Source organism: Ensifer sp. WSM1721, from assembly GCF_000513895.2.
Classification (GTDB): Bacteria; Pseudomonadota; Alphaproteobacteria; order Rhizobiales; family Rhizobiaceae; genus Sinorhizobium.
On sequence record NZ_CP165784.1, the window covers coordinates 501,850 to 525,639 of the forward strand.

Annotated in this window: 17 protein-coding genes and 8 pseudogenes; 10 read left to right on the forward strand and 15 right to left on the reverse strand. The window is 59.3% G+C overall.

All coding sequences use genetic code 11. From position 1 onward, the window contains the following. Positions 1-1,608 (forward strand): acyl-CoA carboxylase subunit beta, encoded by a 1,608-nt coding sequence (locus M728_RS27920; RefSeq protein WP_026621911.1) that lies wholly within the window; start codon positions 1-3, stop codon positions 1,606-1,608. Positions 1,609-1,660: 52 nt separating this feature from the next. Here the strand turns inward: M728_RS27920 and M728_RS27925 are convergent, their stop codons facing one another. The 6 genes and pseudogenes from M728_RS27925 to M728_RS27950 form a co-directional block, all read right to left on the reverse strand. Further along, complete coding sequence (locus tag M728_RS27925) at positions 1,661-2,017, reverse strand: hypothetical protein (protein ID WP_245269739.1); 357 nt, start codon at positions 2,015-2,017, stop codon at positions 1,661-1,663. Further along, positions 1,989-2,291, reverse strand: coding sequence for a hypothetical protein (locus tag M728_RS27930; RefSeq protein ID WP_026621913.1), 303 nt, complete (start codon positions 2,289-2,291; stop codon positions 1,989-1,991). Before M728_RS27930 ends, M728_RS27925 begins: the two co-directional genes overlap by 29 nt. Before the next feature lie 9 nt (positions 2,292-2,300). Then, complete coding sequence (gene hypE / locus M728_RS27935; protein WP_026621914.1) at positions 2,301-3,356, reverse strand: hydrogenase expression/formation protein HypE; 1,056 nt, start codon at positions 3,354-3,356, stop codon at positions 2,301-2,303. After that, positions 3,353-4,092 (reverse strand): annotated as a pseudogene (gene hypD, locus M728_RS27940) (hydrogenase formation protein HypD); the annotation flags it as partial. The pseudogene hypD and the gene hypE, both read right to left, overlap by 4 nt. Before the next feature lie 225 nt (positions 4,093-4,317). Further along, on the reverse strand, positions 4,318-4,812 hold the full coding sequence (locus M728_RS27945) for a cytochrome b (RefSeq protein ID WP_084044615.1): 495 nt from the start codon (positions 4,810-4,812) through the stop codon (positions 4,318-4,320). A 12-nt stretch (positions 4,813-4,824) separates the two neighbouring features. Further along, on the reverse strand, positions 4,825-5,313 hold the full coding sequence (locus tag M728_RS27950) for a hypothetical protein (protein WP_034884043.1): 489 nt from the start codon (positions 5,311-5,313) through the stop codon (positions 4,825-4,827). Positions 5,314-5,389: 76 nt separating this feature from the next. Between M728_RS27950 and M728_RS27955 the strand changes: the two genes are divergently transcribed. After that, complete coding sequence (locus M728_RS27955) at positions 5,390-5,851, forward strand: MarR family winged helix-turn-helix transcriptional regulator (protein ID WP_051440965.1); 462 nt, start codon at positions 5,390-5,392, stop codon at positions 5,849-5,851. 183 nt (positions 5,852-6,034) lie between these two features. On the opposite strand, the pseudogene istB reads toward M728_RS27955, so the two are convergent. Both istB and M728_RS27965 read right to left on the reverse strand, forming a co-directional pair. After that, positions 6,035-6,355, reverse strand: a pseudogene (istB, locus tag M728_RS27960) (IS21-like element ISRsp2 family helper ATPase IstB); the annotation flags it as partial. Next, positions 6,331-6,763: pseudogene (locus tag M728_RS27965) on the reverse strand (transposase); the annotation flags it as partial. The pseudogenes M728_RS27965 and istB, both read right to left, overlap by 25 nt. 706 nt (positions 6,764-7,469) lie before the next feature. On the opposite strand from M728_RS27965, the pseudogene M728_RS27970 reads away from it, so the two are divergent. Further along, a pseudogene (locus M728_RS27970) lies at positions 7,470-8,980 on the forward strand (radical SAM family RiPP maturation amino acid epimerase). 271 nt (positions 8,981-9,251) lie between these two features. Here M728_RS27970 and M728_RS27975 read toward each other — a convergent pair. Further along, positions 9,252-9,410: pseudogene (locus tag M728_RS27975) on the reverse strand (VirK family protein); the annotation flags it as partial. 116 nt (positions 9,411-9,526) lie between these two features. Beyond that, complete coding sequence (locus M728_RS27980; protein ID WP_198023411.1) at positions 9,527-9,679, reverse strand: hypothetical protein; 153 nt, start codon at positions 9,677-9,679, stop codon at positions 9,527-9,529. Positions 9,680-9,881: 202 nt separating this feature from the next. On the opposite strand from M728_RS27980, the pseudogene M728_RS27985 reads away from it, so the two are divergent. From M728_RS27985 to M728_RS28000, 4 genes and pseudogenes are all read left to right on the forward strand, one after another. After that, a pseudogene (locus M728_RS27985) lies at positions 9,882-10,818 on the forward strand (transposase); the annotation flags it as partial. Positions 10,819-11,274: 456 nt separating this feature from the next. Next, positions 11,275-12,507: a cytochrome P450 gene (locus M728_RS27990; RefSeq protein ID WP_026621921.1), complete on the forward strand. Its 1,233-nt coding sequence runs from the start codon at positions 11,275-11,277 to the stop codon at positions 12,505-12,507. Next, positions 12,474-12,707: pseudogene (locus M728_RS27995) on the forward strand (cytochrome); the annotation flags it as partial. The gene M728_RS27990 and the pseudogene M728_RS27995, both read left to right, overlap by 34 nt. Positions 12,708-12,941: 234 nt before the next feature. After that, positions 12,942-13,229 (forward strand): hypothetical protein, encoded by a 288-nt coding sequence (locus tag M728_RS28000; RefSeq protein ID WP_026621922.1) that lies wholly within the window; start codon positions 12,942-12,944, stop codon positions 13,227-13,229. Between the two features lie 914 nt (positions 13,230-14,143). Here the strand turns inward: M728_RS28000 and M728_RS28005 are convergent. The 5 genes and pseudogenes from M728_RS28005 to M728_RS28025 form a co-directional block, all read right to left on the reverse strand. Continuing rightward, a complete protein-coding gene (locus M728_RS28005; RefSeq protein ID WP_084044616.1) occupies positions 14,144-15,019 on the reverse strand; it encodes a hypothetical protein in 876 nt (291 codons plus the stop codon). Between the two features lie 1,007 nt (positions 15,020-16,026). Next, the gene (locus tag M728_RS28010) at positions 16,027-16,971 is read right to left on the reverse strand and encodes a LysR family transcriptional regulator (protein WP_084044617.1); all 945 of its coding nucleotides are present in this window, start codon (positions 16,969-16,971) and stop codon (positions 16,027-16,029) included. A gap of 557 nt (positions 16,972-17,528) precedes the next feature. Beyond that, complete coding sequence (otsA, locus tag M728_RS28015; RefSeq protein WP_051440968.1) at positions 17,529-18,932, reverse strand: alpha,alpha-trehalose-phosphate synthase (UDP-forming); 1,404 nt, start codon at positions 18,930-18,932, stop codon at positions 17,529-17,531. A gap of 369 nt (positions 18,933-19,301) precedes the next feature. Continuing rightward, positions 19,302-19,717 (reverse strand): annotated as a pseudogene (locus M728_RS28020) (hypothetical protein); the annotation flags it as partial. Positions 19,718-19,929: 212 nt separating this feature from the next. Continuing rightward, positions 19,930-20,115 carry a hypothetical protein gene (locus M728_RS28025; RefSeq protein WP_026621925.1) on the reverse strand — a complete coding sequence of 62 codons (186 nt, stop codon included), beginning with the start codon at positions 20,113-20,115 and terminating at the stop codon, positions 19,930-19,932. A gap of 203 nt (positions 20,116-20,318) precedes the next feature. Between M728_RS28025 and M728_RS28030 the strand changes: the two genes are divergently transcribed. The 3 genes from M728_RS28030 (at position 20,319) to M728_RS28040 (ending at position 23,754) form a co-directional block, all read left to right on the forward strand. Beyond that, on the forward strand, positions 20,319-21,113 hold the full coding sequence (locus M728_RS28030) for a winged helix-turn-helix domain-containing protein (protein ID WP_370906515.1): 795 nt from the start codon (positions 20,319-20,321) through the stop codon (positions 21,111-21,113). Positions 21,114-21,461: 348 nt separating this feature from the next. Then, on the forward strand, positions 21,462-22,370 hold the full coding sequence (locus tag M728_RS28035) for a hypothetical protein (protein ID WP_370906516.1): 909 nt from the start codon (positions 21,462-21,464) through the stop codon (positions 22,368-22,370). A gap of 112 nt (positions 22,371-22,482) precedes the next feature. Next, positions 22,483-23,754 (forward strand): hypothetical protein, encoded by a 1,272-nt coding sequence (locus tag M728_RS28040; RefSeq protein WP_370906517.1) that lies wholly within the window; start codon positions 22,483-22,485, stop codon positions 23,752-23,754. The last annotated feature ends 36 nt before the right edge of the window (positions 23,755-23,790 follow it).

Here is a 23,790-nt window from a genome sequence, read left to right on the forward strand (position 1 = left end):
ATGCAGCGCCTCGCTTCTCTCATCGACGTGAACTCACAAGAATTTCGCCTCAACGAGCTCCACAACAGACGACTTGCGGACGAATTAAAGGAGCGCCAGCGTGCGGTCCGTTTCAATCGTCCCGAGCGTGACCGCGAGCGCCTGGGGCGACAAAACAAGCTCTTTGTTCGTGACAGGGTCGAGGCATTGCTCGATCCAGAAACTCCTTTCCTCGAACTTTCTACACTGGCTGCGAACGAGGCTTACAACGGGGATGTGCCAAGCGCAGCGCAAGTCGTCGGTATCGGCATTGTAGCGGGACGCGAGGTGATAGTTCACGCAGATGACTCGAGCGTAAAGGGTGGAGCGTGGTATCCGCTGTCGGTCAAGAAGATCGTCCGATCCTTGGATATAGCAATCGAAAATCGTCTGCCAGTCGTTCATCTTTGCGACTGTGGCGGTGGATTTCTGCCTCTGCAGGCGGAGTTCTTCGCGGATCGCCATCATGCGGGCAGAATCTTCCGCAACCAATCCATTCTCTCGAAGATGGGCGTGCCGCAGGTGGCCCTCGTGATGGGACATTGCATTGCGGGAGGGGCTCTCGTTCCTGCGCTTAGCGAGTACAATGTTATCGTCCAGGGAAGCGGTGCGATATTTCTCGGCGGTCCATCGATTGTTAAAGTTGCGACTGGCCAGCACGTGTCTGTCGACGAGCTCGGCGGTGCTGACATGCAAACCAGTGTATCGGGAACAGCCGACTATGTCGCGGGTTCAGAGATGCACGGGATCGCGATTGCCCGCGACATAGTCGGCCGTATCAATCGTCCTGAAAAAGTCTCGATCGATCGAGTCGCTCCCGAGCCGCCCGCCTATGATGCGTCGGAGCTATACGGCATAATTCCAAGAGATCCTCGAGTGCACTTTGATATGCGGGAGATTCTCGCGCGCTTGGTCGATGGCAGCAGGTTCCATGAATACAAGCCACGCTACGGCCGATCTCTGGTGTGCGGATACGCCCGCCTTCATGGATACCAAATCGGTGTTCTGGCGAACAATGGCGTGCTGTTCGACGACAGTGCGCTGAAGGGAGCTCATTTCATCCAGTTGTGCGATGTGAATCGGACGCCGCTGCTGTTCTTGCAGAATATCACCGGCTTCATGGTTGGCAGCGAATATGAGCGGCGTGGCATCACCAAAAGTGGGGCCAAGCTACTCATGGCCGTGTCTGGAGCGGCGGTGCCCAAATTCACGGTCATTTGTAGCCATTCTCACGGTGCGGGAACATTCGCTATGGCAGGGCGCGCTTTCGATCCGCGTTTTCTGTTCACCTGGCCGCAGGCTCAGATTTCGGCCATGGGTGCCGATGAGGCGACGCGAGTGCTTACGGATGTCAAGGCAAAGCAACTGGCGGTCGACGGTAGGCGCTTATCGGCGCAGGATTACGAGGCCACCAGGCAGTCGATTTTGGAAGAATATAGGGAGCGATCGAGCGCATACTACGCAACGTCCGAGATCTGGGACGACGGGATTCTTGATCCTGTCGACACCAGAACGGCGCTCGCAATCGCCGTGAGCGCTTCGCTCAATGCTCCCCTCGAAACGCCACATTATGGCATCTTTAGAATGTAGTGGGGCTCCCCTGTCGGCCTTCCTTCTGATCGAAAAATATGCGCGGACGGATCTAAGTGATAGAGGGCGCAGGGGAGTCGGCAAACTTGGCATTGAAAACCCAGTAAAGCGTATTTCCAAGCATCAGGCCCGCTCCGGGATCACCATCGCTGGCGCGGATAATGGCGAGCGCTTCTTCAGCCGTCATCCGCTCCGGTTCAAGCATCCGCCTTTCCGGCGGAACCGGTCCTCTAAAGCGGCCCTCCCCCAAATTGGTGGCGATCAGCGGCTCGGACTTTCCGGCCTCGATGCGCGCCAGCGCTTCCATGACGCAGGCGACCGCCGCGTGCGTGACCTCGTGCCGGTAGAGGCTCGATTTCGTCGCGGCCCGCATGGCAAATTCACGCCACGCCCCAGCGGCTTTCGCCATCGAGAATCGCCCAATCGAGCGCGTTCGGCCCCTTGTCGCCGCGAATGCCGGGATGAACGACGAGGGTTCGCACCCTTTGCAAGACATCCGCCGGGATCGCCCGTTTCAAGAACGGCGCGACGATCAAGTCCAGCTGAAAACGCGCCACAGCCTGCCGTGTCAGGTCGTCGTGGATATCGAGTTCGACATTGACGGCATGGCCAAGCTCCCTGAGATCGACATGAAGCCGCTGGGAAAGCGAGTTGAATGTGTGGCATAAAAGCAGGGTGCGCATGGGTCTGTTTCAGCAGATACGCGGCAAGTGTTCGCCCGCAAGCCAATCGACGATGCGGCCGCCGCCGAAGGCGGTCTCCATCTGCACGAGACAATGTGGGTCCTCGACAACATGGCCGATGATCGCCGCTTCCCGGCCGAGCGGATGGGCGCGCATCGCAGCCAGCACCGCCTCAGCCATATCGGGAGCGACGATGGCCACAAGTTTGCCCTCGTTGGCGACGTTCAGCGGATCAAGGCCGAGGAATTCGCAAGCGCCCGCCACTTCTGGCTTCAGCGGAATTTTTTCCTCGTCGATCCGGAAGCCGACCGTCGATTGATGAGCGATTTCATTGAGCGTCGCCGCAATGCCGCCGCGCGTCGGATCGCGCATCAGCCGGATCGACCGCCCGCCGACCTTGACCATTGCGGCCGTCAGCGTGTGCAGCGAAGCGGTATCGGACAAGATATCCGTTTCGAACTCCAGATTTTCGCGTTTCGACATCACCGCGACGCCGTGGTCGCCGATCGTGCCGGAGACGATCACCGCATCGCCGGGACAGGCGGCGTTGGAGCGCATGTCGATGCCCTCCGGCAAAATCCCCACGCCCGCCGTCGAAATGAACACGCCGTCGGCCTTGCCACGCTCCACCACCTTGGTGTCGCCGGTAATGATCGGCACCCCCGCTTCGCGCGAGGCCGCCCCCATGGTTTCGGCGATCTTGTCGAGATCGGCAAGCGGAAAGCCCTCTTCGATGATGAAGCTTGCCGAGAGATAAAGCGGCCTTGCGCCCGACATGGCGATGTCGTTGGTCGTGCCGTGGACCGCGAGCGAGCCGATATTGCCGCCGGGAAAGAAGAGCGGCGAGACGACATAGCCGTCCGTGGTCATCACCATGCGGCCCGCAGGCACGGCGAAAGCCGACTGGTCGTTGCCGGCGCGCAGCCAGGCATTGTCGAACGCCTTGTGGAATATGTCCTCGATCAACTGGCCCATGGCCCGTCCGCCGGCGCCGTGCGAAAGGTCCACGCGGCCGTTCTTCAGGTCGAGCTTGCGCTTTGCGGGCTTGGTCACAGCCATGTTCATGCCACGATCCTCCCGGCATCCCTTTGTTTGTTTTTTGCATGTTCGCGGAAGCGGCCATAGGTTCAGTGCGCGGCACAGGCCCCTTCCGACGACACCATGCAGGAACCCATCGGATTGTCCGGCGTGCAGACCGTGCCGAAAAGCTTGCAATCGACCGGATGTTTCACTCCGCGCAGGATCGCGCCGCATTCGCAGGCCGGATTGTCATACGCATCCGGGTTACCATCGAAAAGCGCTTCTCGGCGTCGAAACGGCTATATTGAGGGCGAAGCCTCAGCGCGCCGTAAGGTACTTCGCCGAGGCCGCGCCATTCGAAACTCTCGCGCGATTCGAAGAACTCGGCGACCTCGGCCTGGGCCTTCAGATTGCCCTCCGCCGTCACCGCGCGGATATACTGGTTTTCCACCTCGTGGCGCCCCTCGTTGATCTGACGCACCAGCATGAGGATCGCCTGGATCACGTCGAGTGGCTCGAAGCCGGCAACCACCACCGGCTTTTGAAACTCCTCGGCGAAGAAATCGTAAGGTTCCGTGCCGATGACGGTCGAAACGTGGGCGGGGCCGATAAAGCCGCCGATCTTCACCGTGCCGAGCTTGCGCACATCTGGGCCTTCCAGAATGTTCTGGATCGCGGCGGGCGTCAGCACATGGTTGCAGAAGATCGAGAAGTTTTTCAGATCCGTCTTCACCGCGGCGCGAAGCGCAAGCGCAGTCGGCGGTGTCGTCGTCTCGAAACCGCTATACACTCGAGCGCCGATGCGGGCGCCGCGGCGAGCCCGACGCCCAGACCTCCAAGCAGCGCAAGCACCCGGCGGCGGCCAAGCATTTTCGTCAGATCCTCGACGAACCCTGCATCGTGGACGTGTTTTTCATCGGTGTGATGATGGGTCATCGGCCAAGTTCCTTTCAAGCTTGCGACGCAAGGGAGTGGGCATGTCGCACGGCGTTGTTGAACAGGTGTTTCACAGCAGCGAGAACGTGCAGCGCCAGAACGGCGGTGATGAACAGTCTGAGGTAACCGCGAACCTGACTGGCCAAGGCGTCCAGCCATTCATCTGGCCAATGGACGGAACCAATGTCACATCCCAGACATCCAGGGCCCGACCTCCGGCCACCGTTAGGAGAATGCCACTGAGCGGCATCAGCACAATGGCAGCCAGCAAGAGCACGTGGACGGCCCGCGCGACGCGGCGCTGCCAAAGAGGCGCATCGGCGTCCTCCGCGGCGAAGCCATGCGCGACCCGCCATCCCACGCGCCAGAAACCGAAGGCGAAGACGAAGACGCCGAGCGCCTTGTGCCAGTCTATCAACCCACCGATCGTCTCGCGTGAAAGGCCTCCGTAGGCCATTGCCAGGCCAAGGCCGAGCGCCGCCATGAAGCCCATGGCTGCCGTCCAGTGGTTGAACCGGGACACTACACCAGATGCAGTGGCTTGTTCGTAACGAATGTTCGTCATCTCTCATCCTCCCTACAGCCGGACCGCGGTCAGCAGTGCGGCGAAAGTGGTCGAGCCGGTCGCAAGATCGCGAGCGACGACTTCGCTGTTCCCGTCTGCATCGGAATTGATGAACTCCGTGGCGGCTTGTTCGTTGGCTTCGGCGAAACTGATCGCTCCGTCGCCGTCGGCATCCCAGGCCGCGAACACGTCGGCCTTGACGTCCCCATATGTGTCGAGCTTCGAGAGCCCGTCGGCGATGTAGGCGAAGCCCATATCCCAACCGAGAAACTCGTTCTCTTCGATGGTTCGGGTCTCGTCGGTGTCCATCGAAACGAAAGCAGCAACTGTGAAGTCGAGGTGTTCCGCGGCAGTCACAACGCCATCGATGTTCGCGTCGATGCTGGCCGCGATGTTGTTCATGGCTTCGATCGGCGCTGGCGCTGCGCTAGCGGCGCCAGCCGCGAGGGCGACGACGGATGCGGCTGCGTAGCCGAGGCGTTTGGCAAATTGGGCGGTCATGAAGATACTCCGTTGTGCTCCATTATCTTTCCGGAAAGACATACGGGATCAAAATATCTTTCTTGCAAGATAATATTTGACGAGCTATCTGACGATCATGACCAACACCATCGAAGAGACCGTGGAAAGAATGCGCAGGAACTGGCCCGAGGCGTCTGCCGACCAGGCGCGCCAGGTCATGACACTCACACGCCATGCTCGCCTCGTACAAGACGCGGCACAGGCCGCCTTGCAGGGATTTGGCCTGACCCGCTCGGAATTCGAACTCCTCGCCGCGCTCAGATCGCACGCTCCTCCGCACCGACTGACGCCCTCTGACCTTTACGATGCAATGCTCATGTCATCCGGCGGGCTGACGAGGGTATCGAAGGGCCTCGAAGCGCGCGGGCTCGTCTCCCGACCGGCGGGCGAAGGCGATGGACGGTCCCGGCCCATCGAGTTGACGCATGAGGGTCGCGATCTGGTTGAAAAGGCGATGCCGGCCGTTCAAGCAGCCGAAGCCCCATTGCTGCACGCGATGAGGTGCGAGCAAAGCTGACATTCGCTGCGTCCGGTAGACTGAGCAAAATGGGCTCAATCAAGCCGCTCGTCGTCATTGGCAGGGACGACTGCAATGGTGCAGGTTTTTCGATGGGGGCCGTGACGCCTCTGTGGCGGCTGGCCCGCGTCGGCCCGCGTTGAAAACCTCCCAAAGCCCCACATCGAAGTCCTATAAAACGGCGAGAAGCTGGACGCGAGTGAGCTTGTCGATGAGGCGGGGGAAGGAGCCATCGATGCGGGCAAGCGCGAGATCCTCGAACATGCGCGGCACGCGGACATAGAGCACGGAGTGACCGAGCCTGGCCGCTTGCCTGCCGAAGGCATATGCCAGCCATGACTTACCAGTGCCGGTGTGGCCGGTGATGATCAGGCCCTCATGAGCGGTGAGCCATTGCCCTTGGGCCAGCGCCATGGTGTTGCGCCGATCGAGACCGCGGGCGGCGGCGAAGTCGATATCTTCGATGCAGGCCTGGGCAAAGCGTAGCTTGGCGGAGGCGAGCCGATAACCGTCATGCGCGCTCCAGCAATCTCGATCTCAATACGACCCGCGGTGAAGTGGGCGACATCCGACGGCGCTCTCGGAAGACGTTCGATCGCCAACCACCGTCACCGGCACGAACATTGCCTGCTGCTCGCAGGCCTTGGCAGAGCGACGAGAGGTCAGCCCAGCTTCCCGACGCCAGACGTTCAGCAACCCGCGATTGACGCCCCAGCGTCGCGCAACGGCCGAGATGTTTGCGTCGGATTCCGCGCTTTCCGCAAGGATCCGCGCCTTCTCCTCGTCAGTCCAATTCCGCCGCTGGCGCCGACCGGTGATCACCTCGATCCGACGATACTTCCCCCGATGCCTGGCTTCATGCATGCCTTCATCCATGACTTCAAGCATGACATCGGCGCGATCTTCAAACATTCCGTTCCGCTCCTGTCGGTGAACGAGCTTATCTCGCAGCCTCGATCACAAAAGGAAAGGTGGGCTGTTCGCAGCGCTCGATTGGCCGGTTTGGGACTAAAGGTCGGCAAGCTGACAATGCATGTACTTTGAAAATGCACAAAATGAAGACATTGTTAGGTTGGCACGGCGCTCGCTCGTTCACGGCATCATCACCCACGCTCGCAAGAGCGAGGCGGTACAATTGGCAACTATGAGCAAAGGAACTAGCTATGCCGCGAACTGAGGTCGAGCGATTCGTCAACGATTTGGACAAAGGCAGGCTGCCTGCAAACCTCAGGTCAAGTGCCACAGGTCTTGCATCGATTATAGCGACCGGAAAGAGTCTCGGCTACAACGTCACGCTTGACGAAGTTCAAAGCTACATCCGATTGGACAGCCGACGAAAGTCTACTGGTAAGAAGCTCGACGCGATCTCGAACAGCAAGCGTGGCTCGCGCGTTACGGCCTTGCCACGCCTTGTTCGGTCTACTGCCTTGGCTAGTTCCGGTACGGATGGGCTCACGAGGCCGTTGCATATTGCGGAAAAGGGCGCTCCGGTCGCCGCGATCGTTCTACTTGTTGTAGTTGTTGTTTATGTCGCGAGCTGATTTTTTTACCCTGAGCGTCTTGGGTAGGACGATCGGTACGAAGAAAGCATGACAGCAAACATCATCGGGGACGAGACATGCCTTCCGGCCTGCAAGATACGGCTTCAAGGGCCCACCTTTACAAAGGCGAATATTGCCGACAGATCTTTAACCGGCGCACGCCGGAGCAACGGCGCGCCTTGTCGCACATCAAGCGTTTCATGGAGCGTTTGGCTGGTGACATAGAGTTCCGCACCGCGCTTTCGGAGAATGTTGACGCCCCTCGCGCGGTAACAGAGCGCTATGGCATTGAAGTTGACCCACTGGAGATGCTGCCGCTCTGGCGCGGTGATCATCTCAGTTACCGCTACAAGCCGGAGTCTGCTCCATGGCCGCTGTCGATAATGTGGGACGAGTACATGCGCGACATGTTGCGCCATCGCGACCTCCTGCGCGACCGCGGCGACATGTCAATGATCAACCCTCGCTTTCATGCCTGGCGCGAGCGCCAAATTCGGCGCTGTAATGACGAATTGGGCGGGTCAGCGCCGTCGATCACGCACCCCATCATCGCTTTCGAGCTGAGCGAAGGATGCACCGTCGGTTGCTGGTTCTGCGGTCTCTCGGCCACTCCCTTCAAAGGCTATTACGACTATAGCAAACAGCATGCAGAGCTTTGGCGCGGCGTAATTGGTGTCGCGAGGGAGATGTTTGGCCCGGCAGCTCGTACCGGCTTCTGCTACTGGGCCACAGATCCAATGGACAACCCGCAGTACGACCGCTTTCTCTTCGACTACCATCAGATCACGGGCGCCTTGCCGCAAACAACGACAGCCGCCCCGCTCAAGAATGAGGCACTCACCAGGCGCGTGCTCGGCCTCTTCAATCTTTACGGCACTACGATGAATCGCTTCTCCGTGCTCAGCACGGCACATCTCAATCAGATTCACATGGCGTTTTCGCCTGAGGAACTGATAGGGGTCGAACTCATCCTGCAGGGCAAGGACGCTCCGACCGCAAAGGCTTTCACGGGGCGTGCGCGCGAGCGGAAGGAGAAGCTCAGCGCGAAGCAAGAGGCAATCGCCTTTCCGGAGCGGAATCACACAACGATCGCCTGTGTTTCCGGCTTCCTCGTAAACATGCCGCAGGGACGCTTGCAACTAGTGACGCCGGTACCGGGTAGCGAACGCTGGCCCCTCGGTTATCGAATCGTGGGTCAACGGTCATTCAGGACGCCTGACCAGTTCCGGGACGAGCTCAAGAGCATGATTGATCAACATATGCACGAGAGCCCAGCCCCCGACCTGCCGATCCGCTTCCGCAGGGACCTGCAGTACACAGCGGGGGACCGTTACTTCCATCTCCGCTCGCGCAGCATGGAACACCGGGTGCTCGACTACGCTCCGATCTCCGTTGGCCATCTGATCGCGTGCGGCAACTGCACAGCCTCGGAGTTGGTTACGCGGGCCTCGACGGATGGAACGAGCGTACTTGCAGTCGCCGACCTGCTCGATCAGTTATACGCGGCCGGCGTGATCGAAGAGGACCTCGATGACCGCTATGCTTGCAGACCAGCGACCGCATGACAGGCCGCATTGAAGAAGCTTAAGGATAGCGGCGGGCGGGTCCTTTGCTGGTGGGCTGTATCGGGACCACTCGCAAATGGCGCGGGCTAGGAAACCCTTCAGCCGCCGATCCAGGACGACACGCCACCCGAACCCGCGCGATCGTGCTTCAACATGCCAGATCACTGTGAAGAGAAGAAGCTCAATTCGTGACCAATCGAGCACTTGTAGATCAGGCTCGTTCCTTTTTCGCTCGTAGCTGGGCACATTGAATACGACCATGGTGAATTCGGCGCCACCGTCCGGGCGGATCCGGTAACGGAGAAACTGGACAATCGGCTTACCGTCACGATCTATGGTAAAATGCTGATCTGCAAAAGCGAGGGTGCCATCAGATGTGATTCTATAGCCGTCTATGCTAACGCCTCCACGCGTCTTGGTCGGCGGTGTATCGGCGGTCGCCGGAGTGCACATACCTAAATCGACGTCACACTCACCGGTTTGCCGGTAGTCAGTGCGCGTTCAAGCTTGAGAAAGCTGGCCGGCACATGGCTATCGCCGGCGATGACATCCATATATATAAAGCACTACTAACTGATGTGGACGCCGTCAACAACGCGATCGAGCTGCCCTGGAGCAACGGACAGGCCGAAGGCCAGATCAAGCATGCGGGCTCTGAGGAGCTCCGGGCGTGCTCTGCCATACATCGCACGCTTGATCATCTTCAGGCGGTAGAAGCGCATCGCGAGGCGCCTCGTCTCGGCGAATGCGGTAGATCCCTTCTTCAGGGCATCAACCTTTCTTGCCTGTCTAGGCGTCAACTCTTCGGCAGTCGGTCGGTGAATGTTTGTCGCTCACATTTCTCATGTGCGCATCGCTAGCGGCTCAAACCGGAGCTTCACCGTTGCGGACTTGTCCTGACTTCGGCTCCGTCGTCCGTGCTTCCCTTTTGCGCGCCGGACGACGAGGGTCGTGGAGATTGTCAGCCTGCTCGGTCACAGCGCGGGCGGCCGCCCTGGCGAGCGCTTGATGCAAAGGCTCGGTATGCCTGTCAGCGACGACACCATCCTGAAGCGGGATGCCGCGGGTTCTCACTGCACCACCAAGATTCGGGTGGTTGGCATCGATGACTGGAGTTGGCGGCGAGCGACGCGATACGATCTCAAGCGTCGCTCGGTAGTCGACATTCTCGATGATCGGATTGTCGATAGTGCCGCCAGGTGGCTGCGGAACCATCCTTCCGTCGAGGTCGTCAGCCGAGACCGATGCGGCCTGTATGCGCAAGCCATCCGTGAAGGCGCACCGCGGCCCGGCAGGTGGCAGATCGGTTTCATCTGGTCCAGAATCTCCGTACGGCAATCGAGGAACAGATGAGCCTTTCCGGCCGTGCCTCAGGAAGAGCCATCCTGGCCGAGGACGCCATTGTCGAGGCTGCGGTACATTGCCTGTGCGCGAGCCCGTCTCGCGCACAGGCAGTCTCGCCAGGAGATATTCGAGATGCTCCACGCCCTACGCCAGCAGGGCCTGGCTTATAGCGAAATTGCGCGACGGACCGGCTATGAGCGTCGCAGCGTAGCGAAGTGGCTCAAGTTCAAGGCTCCGCCAGATAGGCGGCGAGCAGCATTGAACCCGACATCACCATGGTACTTTGAAACGTTCCTTACCCGATGCTGGAAGGAAGGGAACCGCTGCGGGCGGCATCTGTATCATGACGGCAAGCAGCGCGGCTACACCGGCAGCTTCTCCAATCTGGAGCGCCTGGGGGGCTTGGCGGCGTGCCGAAAAATAGCCCGTTGACGGTGTTCCTTCCATCGCGCTCAGCTGGGGACCGGTTCGAGATCCGGATACCGGCCACGCGATCTCGCCAGTTGCAATCGGGGCAGATGCGATCGTGGGTCCGGCAGCGGAAACAACCCAACTGCCATCGACAGCGAGCGTGACATCCAGAGTTTTAACCCCTGGGCCGGGCGACCATTTCGCTTTCGTTTGCATGCCCGCCCATAGCGATAGCGTCGCTAACAGCGGATGAACCACACAAATTGATGGTGTGGAACGGCCCTCCGAAATAGCCCGGACATATGACTGCACCGCCCGACGGCGAATCGCGCAATAAATACCTTGCTAACCGGGCCGTTCCACATATGAGGAAGAACCCTTTCAACTGGCAAGCGACATAACCATCGGTTCGGACCGCCATCTCCAGCACCATGCACAGGCTGCATCAATTGACCGGTCTCGCTTAAGCGAGGTAGGTTAAACGGGCCCGGAAAACCTAAATCGCTCATGAGAGTGTCATTTCGCCCTCAGCCGGAACCGACCCCCTTAAGGAGTTGTTGGCATGCGCGTGGAAAACGATAATTGCGGTGTGATCGGTGTGTCGGTCGCTCCCACGCAACTTGAGAATCTGTCTTCTGCGATTCTGCAGCAGGGGGGGATGGCGCGAGTGTCGCTGCCAGGCGATGTGGTGACCTGGGCGGCAGGCGGTCACCAGACGCTCAGGCGGTTGCTTTCCGACCAGCGTTTCAACAGGGACTGGCGACAGTGGCGGGCGCTGCAGGACGGCGAGATTCCCGAGGATCATCCGCTGATCGGGATGTGCAAAGTGGACAACATGGTCACGGCGCATGGCGCCGATCACCGGCGCTTGCGCGGCCTGCTATCCGGGAGCTTCGCGCCCAGTCGTATCGCCTTGCTGGCGCCACGGATCGAACAATGCGTCGATCGACTCCTGGCCGAGATGGCGCAGCGCGGCGGCAGTGCCGATCTGATGTACGAGTTCGCCGTTCCGCTGCCCACCAACGTGATCGCCGAACTGTTCGGTTTGCCGGACGAACAGCGCGAGGAGATCGTCGCGCTCACCTACAGCCTGGCCAACACCTCCGCCACAGCCGCAGAGGTGCGACAGACGCGGCAGCGCATCCCGGAGTTCTTCCGTCGCCTGATCGCGCTCAAGCGGGGCCAGCTCGGCGACGATCTGGCTTCGGCTCTGATCGTCGCGCGCGACAACGGCGAGCTCGTTTCCGACAGCGAGCTCATCGACATGCTGTTCATGGTGCTCTCTGCGGGCTTCGTGACCACCACCGGCGTCATCGGCAATGGCGCGCTGGCATTGCTGACGCATCCGCAGCAACTGCACCTGGTGCGCAGCGGCCAAGTTCCGTGGTCACAGGCGATCGAGGAGATCCTGCGCTGGGGCAGCGCAGTGGCCAATCTGCCGTTCCGCTATGCCAACCAGGACGTGGAGATCGACGGATGCATGGTCCGCCGCGGCGACGCCGTCCTGATGGCGTTCCATGCGGCGAACCGCGACGAAAAGGCCTTCGGTCCCGGCGCGGACAGGTTCGATGTCACCCGGCGGCACAACCCGCACCTGTCGTTCGGCGAGGGGCCGCATTTGTGCCTGGGCGCTGCGCTGGCGCGCCTGGAATTGAGCTGCGCCTTCCCGGCGCTGTTCGGGCGGCTGGAGGATCTGGCGCTGACCATCCCGGCGGAGGACGTCGTCTACATGCCGTCTTACGTCATTCGCTGCCCGCAGCGCCTGCCGGTCACCTTCCGCCCTTCCATCGCTTAGAGAGTGCGGAATTCACCCCGGATTCGCTGGTGCTCGGTTCGCCGGGGTGACTGGTCTCGCACAAGGGGGGCGAGGACGGCCGGTTACGCACGTTCGTGGCGCCGACCTTCAGCAACCGCAGGATGAAGCTGCTCGCGCAGCAGGTCGAGGCGATCGCCGCGCAGTTGTTCGAGACGCTGGCGGCCCCGTCGCCCGTGAACTATCCGTACATCGCTGATAGTCTTCAATCATTCCAGTTTTCCTGAGCTGCAGTGTTGCAAGAAAGGTACTCGCTGCGGGCGCTTTTCTTGCAATTTGATTCTGCGGTTTGCTCCCTCGGCAAAACCGCTCGTCGATGACGGGCTGGCGGGGCCGCATGGGCGAGGAGCGGCTGAGCGCGCTGTTGCAGGAAAGTCAGTGGATCGGTCAAGATCGTCGCTGCGCTGGTCAACCCGATGGGGCATGACGATGGCAAGGAAACGGTGACCCTCGTCAACACCGGGATCGACGCGGTCTCGCTCGACGGCTGGTTCCTTGTCGACAAGATGCGCAACCGCTTTGGCATCAAGGATGTGACGCTCGCGCCCGGCATGGCGACAACCATCTTGCTGCCGCGCCATTCCGTCCAACTGTCCAACAAGGGCGGCGAAATCCGTCTCGTCGACCGTGCTGGTTCAACGACCCATCTCGTCACCTACAGCAAGGCACAGGCCGAACGTCAGGGAGAAACGATCATCTTTTGACGAGGGCGGCGGGGCCTCGGCGCGGGCGCCGACAGAAATCGGATTTCGGCGTTGCCTGCTTGCCTGCCGACACACCGGCAACCGAACACCGCGCGATTGCGCGAGCAAAAGGGGTATCCAATGAGGTTCGTGGTAGCAAATGGCGTGATGCGTGCACGCGCAATCGCGGGAACCTATGTCGTCGCCCTTGCCTGGGACTTCCAGCCCTGGCAGGAGGACAAGCGCGACGGACTGATGGGCTTCGCTGTCGAGCGGGCGGAGTTTAAAGGCGAGGAGATCGTCGAACGATACTGGATGCGGAGCATCAAGCGATTCCGTGACAAGGACCGGGGATTGGCTCCGGGCACGCCCGTCAGCACGGCCGATCATCCGATCCAATCCTTTCAGTGGGCGGACTACACGGCACATGCGGACCGCCGCTATCGCTACCGAATCGTTCCGGTCTATGGCCCGGTGAAGAACCTCGCTCTTGATGAGGAGTCGGCCGTTGTTCTTGACGTTTCGACCGAGATCGAGTTCCTCTTGAAGCCCGATGCACCTAACGACGCCGCACGGCATGACGTCTACTTCAATCGCGGCGTCATCGGTTCGCAGGCCTTCGCCCGCCGCTTCGAGAATGCCGATCCCAAGAACGCCAGCCCTAAGTCCGAGGAGATGGTGTGGCTCTCACGCGGATTATACGAGGCACTGCTCGCCTTCATCGGCCTTGCCGGGGACGAACGCTTCGCGTTGCGAGCGGCCCTCTATGAGTTCCACTACCAACCGGTCGCCAACGCTTTCGCCAAGGCGGTCGAGGCCGGCGCGGACGTCAAGATCGTCTATGACGGCGAGAGCTCCTACAAGCACGACAACGAGAAAACAATTGCTAACGCGGGTCTGGGTACACTGCTTGCGCGAACCAGAGGTTCGGGGGATCAGACCTGCGGCTTGATGTCTCCTTGCGGCATCGCGCCGCCGTTGAAGAAGTTTTTTGCCTTCGTGAAACGGTCGGTGGAGTTTTCATTCACTAGCCCCCGGAAGTTTTCGTGGTCGGGACCGCCTTTGCGGATTCGTCGAGCCTGAACCAGACTGGTAACCTCGGTATACTCGAAGCTCACGTTGACATATTGCGTCGATGAGCACGAGGCTTTCAACTCAAGGAATTGCCCGAGGAATTCGATCTGCCGCAGAACGATTGCTGCGTAGTCGTAATATCCGCCTGCCTCATTATCGAGAAGGTAGCTCTGATAGGTGCATGTCAACGCCTTGTACCGTTGCGCCTTGCCACTGTTCCTGAAGGTAATGTCGCCCATCGCCGTGAGGAAGGTCTGGAAATCCGTCAGCAGCGATGCGCCGTCTGTGATGATTGCATTGGCAAGCAAGGAAAGAAAGGTGCCTGAGACAGAGGTGCCGATAAGTCGGTTTGTATAACTCTTCTGCTGTTGACCTCCGATCGAAACGTCGGGAATTCTGGCAACAACCTCTGTCCAGGTGTTGATGTCCAGTCTTTGTGAATCGATGATGGGATAGTGAGTATGCATATAATCGTAAATAAGTCCTCCTATCGCTAGAAGGTTATCCTGGTTCTCATTCATAATGCCGCTGTAGGTCGCATCGTTCGCTCTCTGGCCAATGAAATGGAATTGTACTGCTCCTTGATCGTTCGCGATCGTGTGTTCGCTGGGTGGCGCATCATTTGTCTGGGCTAAGTCCAGAGGCTGGCGGTAGAAAAACGCGCGCGCCGTCTGGTAGTTCTTGTCGGAATAGCTCTGTTCACGTTTGTGAATATCCACTGCAGATGTGTTCGACATGCTTTCCTCCTGGAGAGCTCTGAACGTTGACGTAAACGCCGTGAGGTGGCCGGACTGCCTGTGAGTGCAGGTTAATTTTCGGGGATCCTTAGCTCGTATACCAGTTCGCTCCGATCTCCACCTTGCATCAGGCAGGCTTTTCTCTGTGTACGACCATTTTGCGATAGCGTAGCGGCGACAAGGCCATGTCCCGCCTTGAATGCGGCTGAGAAGTTGTTGCTGTTCTCATATCTGCGACGTTGGTGACGCTTTCTTGCCCGCTTCGCAGCCGTCCCGCAGCCAAGGTCATCCGGTAGTGCCGTAACCAAGTCATGGAGGCGCAATGAAGGGACACCCCGACACGCTTCGCGAGCGTTGTCTTGTTCGTCCCGATCATGCGCAATTTGCTGCACGTGATGCCGATTGACCCGCTGCGCCACCAGATCGCAGAACCTGCTCTATCGGCCGCCAAAGCAGGTAGTCGGAGTACCCATTGGAGAAACCCATTCTACGATCTCGGCTGTTTTCCGCAACTAAGGCCAGGTGCACTAGTTCGAAGGCGAATTTCGCTCGACCGTGCGTGTTTTGCGTCAGGTCGCGACAATCGCCGATCACGATTTGCGCGGGACGTCCTGGCCGCAACAAGAGGTGATTGACAATATCGACCTGCGGCAAAGTGCTTGCCATTTGGGCTAACGATGTACCTGTGACCGGGTCCGGCCAAACATACGCGGCCAGAATGGATTGGTGCACCTCGGGGCTACCTTGTGGACGTGGCCTCCCAATGGCGCGGGGCGCCGTACGGAAGTCGACGAGGGTGGAGTACGCTTGTGTGGATGGTTGAGCGTTTGAACACACGTACGTTTGGTATATAGTCGAAAGTAGTCGCTTCAGTTTCTCACTCGAAATGGGCTGCCGTCGAGTTCGTTGTGTTGGATGGCCAAAGTCGGCGGCCTGCAGACGAGGGACGGAAAACGAACTGTCTCCGTTACATCCTGAAGACAGCCGGATTGCGGATCGCGTGACACTCATAGCCTTGACGCCTCGTTAATCGACTGCCCTCGCGCTTGTTGCTGGCTCTGCTCCGCAGCCGCAGCGGCGATCTCGTGGCGCAGCCAGCGATGGTCAGGGTCGCGATGGCAACGCTCGTGCCAGATGAGCGCAACCTCGTAGGGCGACAGATCCACAGGTGGATCGACAATCGCCAGCGGCAACAATGCGGCGACCTTGGTCGCGACTCGGCAGGGCACAACCAGCACCAGGTCGGTCGCCATGATCGCCAACGCAGCCGTCAGGATATTGGAAACCAGCACTGGATCGCGATCCCGAACACCCAACTTGGCCAACTCGTCTTGCACCCGGTCGAAACCGTCTTTTGCATCTGAGGCAACGGCCGCGTGGCGCAGGGCAGTGAAGGTGTCGATTGTCCAATCCTGCGCCAGAACTGGGTGATCGCTGCGTAGCAGGCAAGCAAAATGGTCGGGGTACAGTCTGCGCCGAAAGTAGCTCTGTGGAGCCGAACCGATCTGCCCAATAGCCAAATCGATCTCGCCTTGCTCGAGCCGTCGGACCGCGCCGGTTAGGTCTGAATCGGTCACTATGTCTAGATCAGATGCGCGCTCGTGCAGCAGCGGTAGGAGAGGCGGTAGCAACACGATTGCTTGATGATCAGGCATTGCGATTCTTACCGTTGATCGCGATTTTCCCTGGGCAACGCCGCAGTTCACCATCCCGCGGATCGAGTTCAACACCATCGGCAGCATCTGGGCCAGGCATTCGGCGTGCGGCGTCGGAACCATGCCGCGCGAGCCGCGAACCAGAAGGTCGTCATTGAAAATGAGACGCAGCCTAGTCAGAGCTCGGCTTACCGACGGTTGACTCAGGTCCAAGTGCCGGGCCGCATGGGTCACATTGCGGTGCTCCAGCAGCGCTTCCAGAACCAACAGCATTCTCACGTCAATCGATGCCAGCATTTGCTCGTGCCGCGCGTCGCGAAGACCCTCAACGATCTGTTGGGTCCCCTCCCATCCCCTTGAAGTGTTGCCATTACAAGCGAGCTCATGCACGGGCCTCTCCTCATATCTTCGTATTCAGTGTGCTCAGGCTTGCGTCTTCGCTTGATTAGGCCGAGCCTGCAGAGCACATCCGCGATTTCACAAGCTGGATCGACATCACCCAATCCGCCAGCGTCGATAGCTAAGCTATGATTAGTCGAATGCTCGACGCCTGTCGGACCTCGCGACGAGCGCCTTCCTGCGGTTTCTGTGGGCCGGTCACGCTCGACAGTGATGGAGGCGATCCCATCCCGCCGCTGCGGGTCGGCACATTGCAGAGTGCATAGCGGGATCGCCTTACCAGTTTGATGGTCTGGCGCAACCGTGAGTTCTCCGCCACGGGGTCGGCGCCATCGACTTAACCCGCGCCGGGCAGTGGCGAAACCGGTCTGTCTTCACCCATTGTGGTCTAACACAACACATTTCGCCACCGCTCCGAGAAATGCTGCCTGACTTTCCTGGCCGCGGTCAACTTGCTACTGGCGAGGCCGGTCCAATGACCCCATCGAACCTCGGGGCGGTTCCAGGCTTGAGAGAAAGTCGCCGCACCAGCGATAGACATCGTACTCGCGAAGCCTCTCCATCATCGGTGTCCATCGCCTAATCCGCTCATCTCGCGGCATATCCAGGGACATCTCTATGGCGCTCGCCATGTCCTCCCCGTCATAGGGATTGACGAGGATCGCCTCGCCCAACTCACTGGCGGCACCGGCAAAGCGAGAGAGCACGAGAACGCCCGGGTCACGCGGGTCCTGCGCAGCGACATATTCCTTCGCCACCAGGTTCATGCCGTCGCGAAATGGCGTCACAAGGCCGACGCGTGCCCTGCGGTAGAGGCGGGCCAGTTCCGTTTGGCCGAGCGACTGATTGATGTAGTGCACAGGCACCCAACCGACTGTTCCGAGCTCCCCATCCACGCGCCCCACTAGCTCGGCGACGTCCTTTTGCATCGCCTGATATGCGGGTATTTCGTCGCGGGATTTCGGGGTGATCTGCAGCAGCACAGTCTTGCGTCTGCGATGCTTGTTGCTCCGTAGGAAGCGGTTAAAGGCGACGATGCGCTGGTCGATGCCCTTCGAATAGTCGAGACGGTCGACGCCGATGGCGACGTCAAAACCGGCAAGCCTGTCAAAGCTCTCCTGCAGATCGTCATCGCGCTCTGCATCGCGCTCTGCGAGGCTCGCGAACTCGGCCGTGTCGATGCTGATTGGAAAGACATCACAGCGAAACTCCTTTCCATAGACTCGGCACTCATCTCCGTTGAGATCCCCCATTTCCTGGCGGCGCAGGCATTCGGCGAAGTTGTTGCGATCATTCTCGGTATGAAAGCCGACGAGGTCATAACACGAAAGCCCCCGCAGCAGAGTATGATAGTGCGGCAGGGTGAAGAGGATGTCCGCCGGCGGCCACGGAGTGTGCAGGAAAAAGCCGATTCGGTTTTTGCAGCCACGCTGTTGCAGTTTCTCAGCAAGCGGGATCAGGTGATAGTCGTGCACCCATATGACGTCATCCTTCCTGAGGACCTGTTCCAACTGATCTGCGAACATTTCATTGACGCGGTAGTATGCGGTCTTTCGCGCCTCGGAATATTCAGCGAGGTCGGCACGGTTGTGGAAGATGGGCCAAAGAACCTGATTGGCGAAGCCGTAGTAATAATCTTCCAGATCCTTCTGCGAAAGATCGGTAAGGGCGTAAGTGATGCCGCCGACTTTCTTTTCCGTCAACGCTGACGGTTCTTCCTCGGCTTTTACTTTACCCGACCACCCCATCCAGAGACCGTTCTTTCGTCGGAGCGCGGCGTTCAGCGCAACGGCCATTCCCCCTGCCGACTTCGAGCCGGGGAGCGTAACCCTGTTCGAGACAACAACCAGTCTACTCATTTCCACCTCCTATCGGATACGCCCCGGCAGTCCGCGAACACGCCCTGCAGTTGCTTTAAGGTTGCTTTCCAGTCGAGCTTATTAAATATAACAGCAGGTTTTTCGCTGACGCAAAGCTCACATTGACGTTCTCACGCACATTTCTGTTGCACAATCAAGCATCTATACTGTTATCGACGTCAGCAATTCTCCATCACCACGAGCCAATGTCAACGATTTCGAGGTTTCAATTGAAATAAACTGAAACGGAATTGTGCGCTGAGGGGAAAAGGCAATCCAAGAGACGCACACTCACCAACGACAATGCTAAAAAGACTCGTGGGCCGGAGATCCCAGGAGGATGCACCGACTTCCCGCAACGTAGCCTAACCGCGCCGGCCTGCCGCGCGTTCGATTGATCGCTTCCCAGGTCTCGGCCCGGTTCCGCTGATCGTTTTGTGCAAGACCGATTTTCTCGGGCTCCAGCCCCATGGCTAACGTGCGGAACGAGGTGGAAACTGCCGGATGTAAGATCGCTCCTGGTAACTCAACTGGCGGGGGCGCAGCGCAGCACTGCCTCAGCCGGTAGGGCTCTCGCAGCCGGTTTGCTTGACCGCGTGCTAGCGCAGGACCCGTGTCACCAGCTCGCGATGCTCGTCCAGCCACTGCGACATCTCCTGCAGTTCACGACTGATCTCGTGTTCGGCGAAAAGATCAAATATGCTGAATTCGACGGTGAGTTCTGGCGCGTTTTCGGCTCCGCCGGTTGCGGAAACCACCGGGCTTTGCTTGCGCCGTATCGACATTAGCCCAATAGTGGCAAAAGTTTGGCGCGGTTAGACAGAGCTAGGCTCCAGATTGCAATTGCATGTATCGGTTGCGACGATTTGGATGGCGGCGTCTGGTCGGCTTCCTTGGTAATGAAGGCAATGGCGCCGCGTCCGGTCAGATTTTCGTGCAGGGCCATCGGTGTCGTAATCGGCGTCGCCGAAGAAATAGTCGAGCGGCTGGTGCTGGATCAACGGTAAGGCAGCGCGGACATCGCCACGGCGCGATGGCTCTTCGCGGTCGCACTGTCGATCATCTCGTCGCCCGGCTTGGCCGCGGCCAGAGCCGAAATTGCTCCGCCAAGGCCGCGTCCGGCCCAGCAGTGAAAGCAATTGTAAATCGCCGTTGGCAGCCGACGCGCAACCAGCGGTTCCATTACGGACCATTGCTGATCACTCAGCCAGAATGCGCTTCCCTGCTTCAGCTCCATTCTGAGGCAAGTGAATCACGGAAATGAACGCTATCAAGATTGAGTTTGGACCCTAGTGGCCTTGGAGAGCTGCGTTCCTGGTTCCAAGCCAGCGCGCCAAGAATAGCCACTATTTTGTCTGCGCTATACTGCTATACACCTGATGGTGATTGTCCCATCTGCTGACCGTCCCCATATTGGCTGCCGTGGCCCAGCAAGCCTTTAGCGAGTCAGCAGGTGTGAATATGAAAAACATTCTCGTGATCAGTCAGGACGCTTCGCTCAGAGAGCTGCTAGTTGAATTCTTGGCGAAGCACGAGTTTAGGGTCAGAGCCGTCGAAAACAGTCAGAAGGCCGCCGGCAAAATAGCGTCCAAACCGATTGATGTAGCAATAATCGATTTGAGCGTCGGCCGAGAAGATGGTCTTCGGCTCGTTCGGAATTTCGGTGCCAAGACAGATCTTCCGATCATCATGATTAGCGGTAACGACCTTGATGAGTCTGACGAGGTGAAGGGACTCGAAACCGGCGTCCGCAACCACATCACTAAGCCCTTCCGACTGCCAGAGCTCCTGGCCTGCGTTCGTGCCGCTTCACGCGAGCGGCCAGAGTATGACCGAAACAGGATCTTCCAATTCGATGACTGGCGAGTGAGCACGAAGCGCCGCCTTTTGTGCCGAGGAGCAGATCGTGAAGTCAAGCTCACTGCGGGCGAGCTCAACCTCCTGATGGCATTTCTCAAAAATCCGGGCAGGGTCCTTTCGCGCGAGCAGCTTCTGATGGCGACGCGTATGTATAATCAGAATATCTATGATCGTAGCATCGATGTTCAAATCCTGCGTCTTCGCCGCAAACTGGCACAGGGCACGGATCGGAGCGCGCAGTATATTCGCACCGAGCGAGGCGCGGGCTATGTTTTCGACAGCGACGTAAAGGTTGAAGAGCTGAGAACGCGTAATCACTGACTGCGCGTTCTCCGTTTGGCTGCAAGAACTTGTTGTGCCCTTTTCACCAACTGTCGTTTTACAGTTGATTTTCAAAGATCCCCGCGTCGCCGTTCGTCTCACGTGATGCAGGTGACGCTATGCATCTCAGCTCGTGAAACGTCCCGAGCAGCCACTCTTCCAACTCCCTGTGCAAAACATGCTCCCTACTCCCCCGAGAACTGTCCCCAGCAACTCGAGCCTGCTCGCATTTCTACGATATTTCGCACTCTCTTAAGTTTTGCGATTGCCAGAAAACAATCTATAAGGCATAGTTTAGCAACCGGTGAAATTCAGGTTCTGCAAGGCTCCGACGGGGGGACTCGGATCATGCGGCATAAACTGGAAGCGCGCGAATACAAGCTTCTCCTCAACCCTGAGCGGTTTCTGGAGGCATCTCCCGACACGGTCGCCGATATCTTCTGGAACGAGCATCTGAAGCCGCTCATCCGTGGGCTTGGGTCGCGAAATGATGATGAACCACGCGACGCAGGCCGGTTCGACAAGCGAAGCGAACGCATCGTCCGCTTTTGGGATACGCCGGACTGCGATCTCACCCGTGCGGACCTGGCACTTCGAGAGCGCCTGGCGATTGAAGATGAGGCTAGACCCGGCGCGAGGTCGAAAATCACGCTCAAGCTGCGCATGCCGGACTTGTTCGTCGTCGCGGCCACCGACTTGCCTGGGAACGGCGGAAAATTCCGTACCACATTCGAGGAGGACATAGCTCCCCTCGAGGTCGACGATCCGAAGCCAGGCAATCGATCAATTGTTGTGCCGGAGAAACCATCAACCCGCAGCCGTTTCGCCCTTTCCACGACCCAGAAGGTGGAATGGACCCCCTCCTCCCGGACGCTCGCCGGTCTCGATCAGCTGTTTCCAACGGTTCTCAAGATCGTCGCAAGCACGCGTGCGATACCTGCGACGGAAACGGCATTGATCAGCGGCCCGAGGATTCACGAACTCGTCTTCGAGGGCCCGAGCGTCAATCTTGGCGCCGGGATCATCGGAGAGTTTGCATTGACGCTGTGGTACTTCGGCTCGGACCATAAGCCCTCTCCCATTGCCGAAATATCCTTCAAATGCGCCACCGCTGACGGAGACATGCCAGGCAAGTCAGCCCAACGAGCATTCGACCTTTTCGTCGCCATGCAAGCGCTCGGTGCCTGGGTGAATACCGAACACTCCAGCAAGACTTCGCTGGCGCTGCCCAAGGGATGCGGAACGCCGGTGGAATGAGCACGGCTTCGTGAACCTGCCGTACCCGACGGGTACGGCACCTGTCATCAGCTTATGAATACGCGTCGATAGAGTACCCGAAGAGACCTTTTTCTGACGGAGGAGAACGGGCATGGATATCTATCAGCAGATCTGGGACGCCGACCAAAGCGGCAATGGCGTGAAACCCATTCTGGCCGGGGCTGGTGACGCACCCGAAACGGGTTACGTCCGAGTGGTCAATACCGACGGCCCGAGCACCTCCCCTGGTGATCTCAAAATCCTCTCCGAAGTGGAGATACCGGACCACAAGATGAAGACCTATGACCTGGTCCGGTCCCTCTTCGACAACTACGCGCTCGACGAGCGCAAGGCTGAGGTGGAGACACCGGAAGAGCGTGCCGAGGTGCACGAGCTCCTGGAAGCTATCGTCGATACGGCGCCGATGCAGGTCGCGCGCGCCTATCTCTCCGAGGAAACCGGCACGCCCGTCTCGCGGGATCGCTGGTATGCGACGCTGACCGAGCAATGGTTTCGCCGTTTCTCTCAAAGCGGTGACCGCGACCTTTCCGGCTTCGAGCACGTCTTCGTTGGCGAACAGGAGGGACCGAAGGTTCAGGGCTATCACTTCTGGTACAAGTACCACCTCGACGACGGCCTCGCCTCCAAGATCGACCGCAACCGCTTTCCCGGCTTCAAGGACGATCGCATCGTCTATCTACGCGGCGAGTATAAGGATGGTCAGGAGCACTTCCCGGAATCGGTGACGATCTCCTACCGCTGGGATGCGCCCGACTATGACGCACGCAGGACGCGGCCGCTGACAAAACCGATCGGCGGCTTCTTCGTCGGCTGCAGCGTCGAAGGTTTGATGGCGATGGGAGCGGTGCGGGCCCATCGCGGTGCCCGCGCGCCGAAGGAAGCGGTGATCAACGGCGCCCGCTACGACATGAAGCTCTTCCTCGACCAGAGCCAGCGCTTTGTGCGCACCTTTTACCCGGTCTATCTCGGCCCTGCCGGCGAACGGCCTATAGGTGGGACGACCGACGTCACTGGAAGAGAGACACCGCGCGTCGTCAGCGGCGCCGTCAAGATCGTGGCCGCACTGGTCAATCCTCTGGGGCACGACGAAGGCAAGGAAACGGTTACCCTCGTCAACGCCGGGATAGACGCGGTATCGCTCGACGGCTGGTTCCTCGTCGACAAGATGAGCAATCGCTTTGGCATCAAGGACGTGACGCTGGCACCGGGTATGGCGACGACCATCCTGTTGCCGCGCAACTCGGTCCAGCTCTCCAACAAAGGAGGCGAAATCCGGCTCGTCGACCGGGCGGGTTCGACCACCCATCTCGTTACCTACAGCAAGGCACAGGCCGATCGGCAGGGTGAGACGATCATATTCTGAGCTGCCGCTGCATTGTCCCGGCAACGGCAGCGTCTG

Excerpts from the sequence above, each read along its gene's own strand:
- M728_RS28035 (WP_370906516.1), top strand. The coding sequence starts at position 21,462 with ATGCGGCATAAACTGGAAGCGCGCGAATACAAGCTTCTCCTCAACCCT.
- M728_RS27930 (WP_026621913.1), bottom strand. The coding sequence starts at position 2,291 with ATGCGCACCCTGCTTTTATGCCACACATTCAACTCGCTTTCCCAGCGG.
- M728_RS27945 (WP_084044615.1), bottom strand. The coding sequence starts at position 4,812 with ATGACGAACATTCGTTACGAACAAGCCACTGCATCTGGTGTAGTGTCC.
- M728_RS28025 (WP_026621925.1), bottom strand. The coding sequence starts at position 20,115 with ATGGAACCGCTGGTTGCGCGTCGGCTGCCAACGGCGATTTACAATTGC.
- M728_RS27920 (WP_026621911.1), top strand. The coding sequence starts at position 1 with ATGCAGCGCCTCGCTTCTCTCATCGACGTGAACTCACAAGAATTTCGC.
- M728_RS27980 (WP_198023411.1), bottom strand. The coding sequence starts at position 9,679 with ATGCGCTTCTACCGCCTGAAGATGATCAAGCGTGCGATGTATGGCAGA.
- otsA (WP_051440968.1), bottom strand. The coding sequence starts at position 18,932 with ATGAGTAGACTGGTTGTTGTCTCGAACAGGGTTACGCTCCCCGGCTCG.
- M728_RS27925 (WP_245269739.1), bottom strand. The coding sequence starts at position 2,017 with ATGGCGAAAGCCGCTGGGGCGTGGCGTGAATTTGCCATGCGGGCCGCG.
- M728_RS27990 (WP_026621921.1), top strand. The coding sequence starts at position 11,275 with ATGCGCGTGGAAAACGATAATTGCGGTGTGATCGGTGTGTCGGTCGCT.
- hypE (WP_026621914.1), bottom strand. The coding sequence starts at position 3,356 with ATGAACATGGCTGTGACCAAGCCCGCAAAGCGCAAGCTCGACCTGAAG.
- M728_RS27950 (WP_034884043.1), bottom strand. The coding sequence starts at position 5,313 with ATGACCGCCCAATTTGCCAAACGCCTCGGCTACGCAGCCGCATCCGTC.
- M728_RS28000 (WP_026621922.1), top strand. The coding sequence starts at position 12,942 with ATGGGGCATGACGATGGCAAGGAAACGGTGACCCTCGTCAACACCGGG.
- M728_RS28040 (WP_370906517.1), top strand. The coding sequence starts at position 22,483 with ATGGATATCTATCAGCAGATCTGGGACGCCGACCAAAGCGGCAATGGC.
- M728_RS28010 (WP_084044617.1), bottom strand. The coding sequence starts at position 16,971 with ATGCTGGCATCGATTGACGTGAGAATGCTGTTGGTTCTGGAAGCGCTG.
- M728_RS28005 (WP_084044616.1), bottom strand. The coding sequence starts at position 15,019 with ATGTCGAACACATCTGCAGTGGATATTCACAAACGTGAACAGAGCTAT.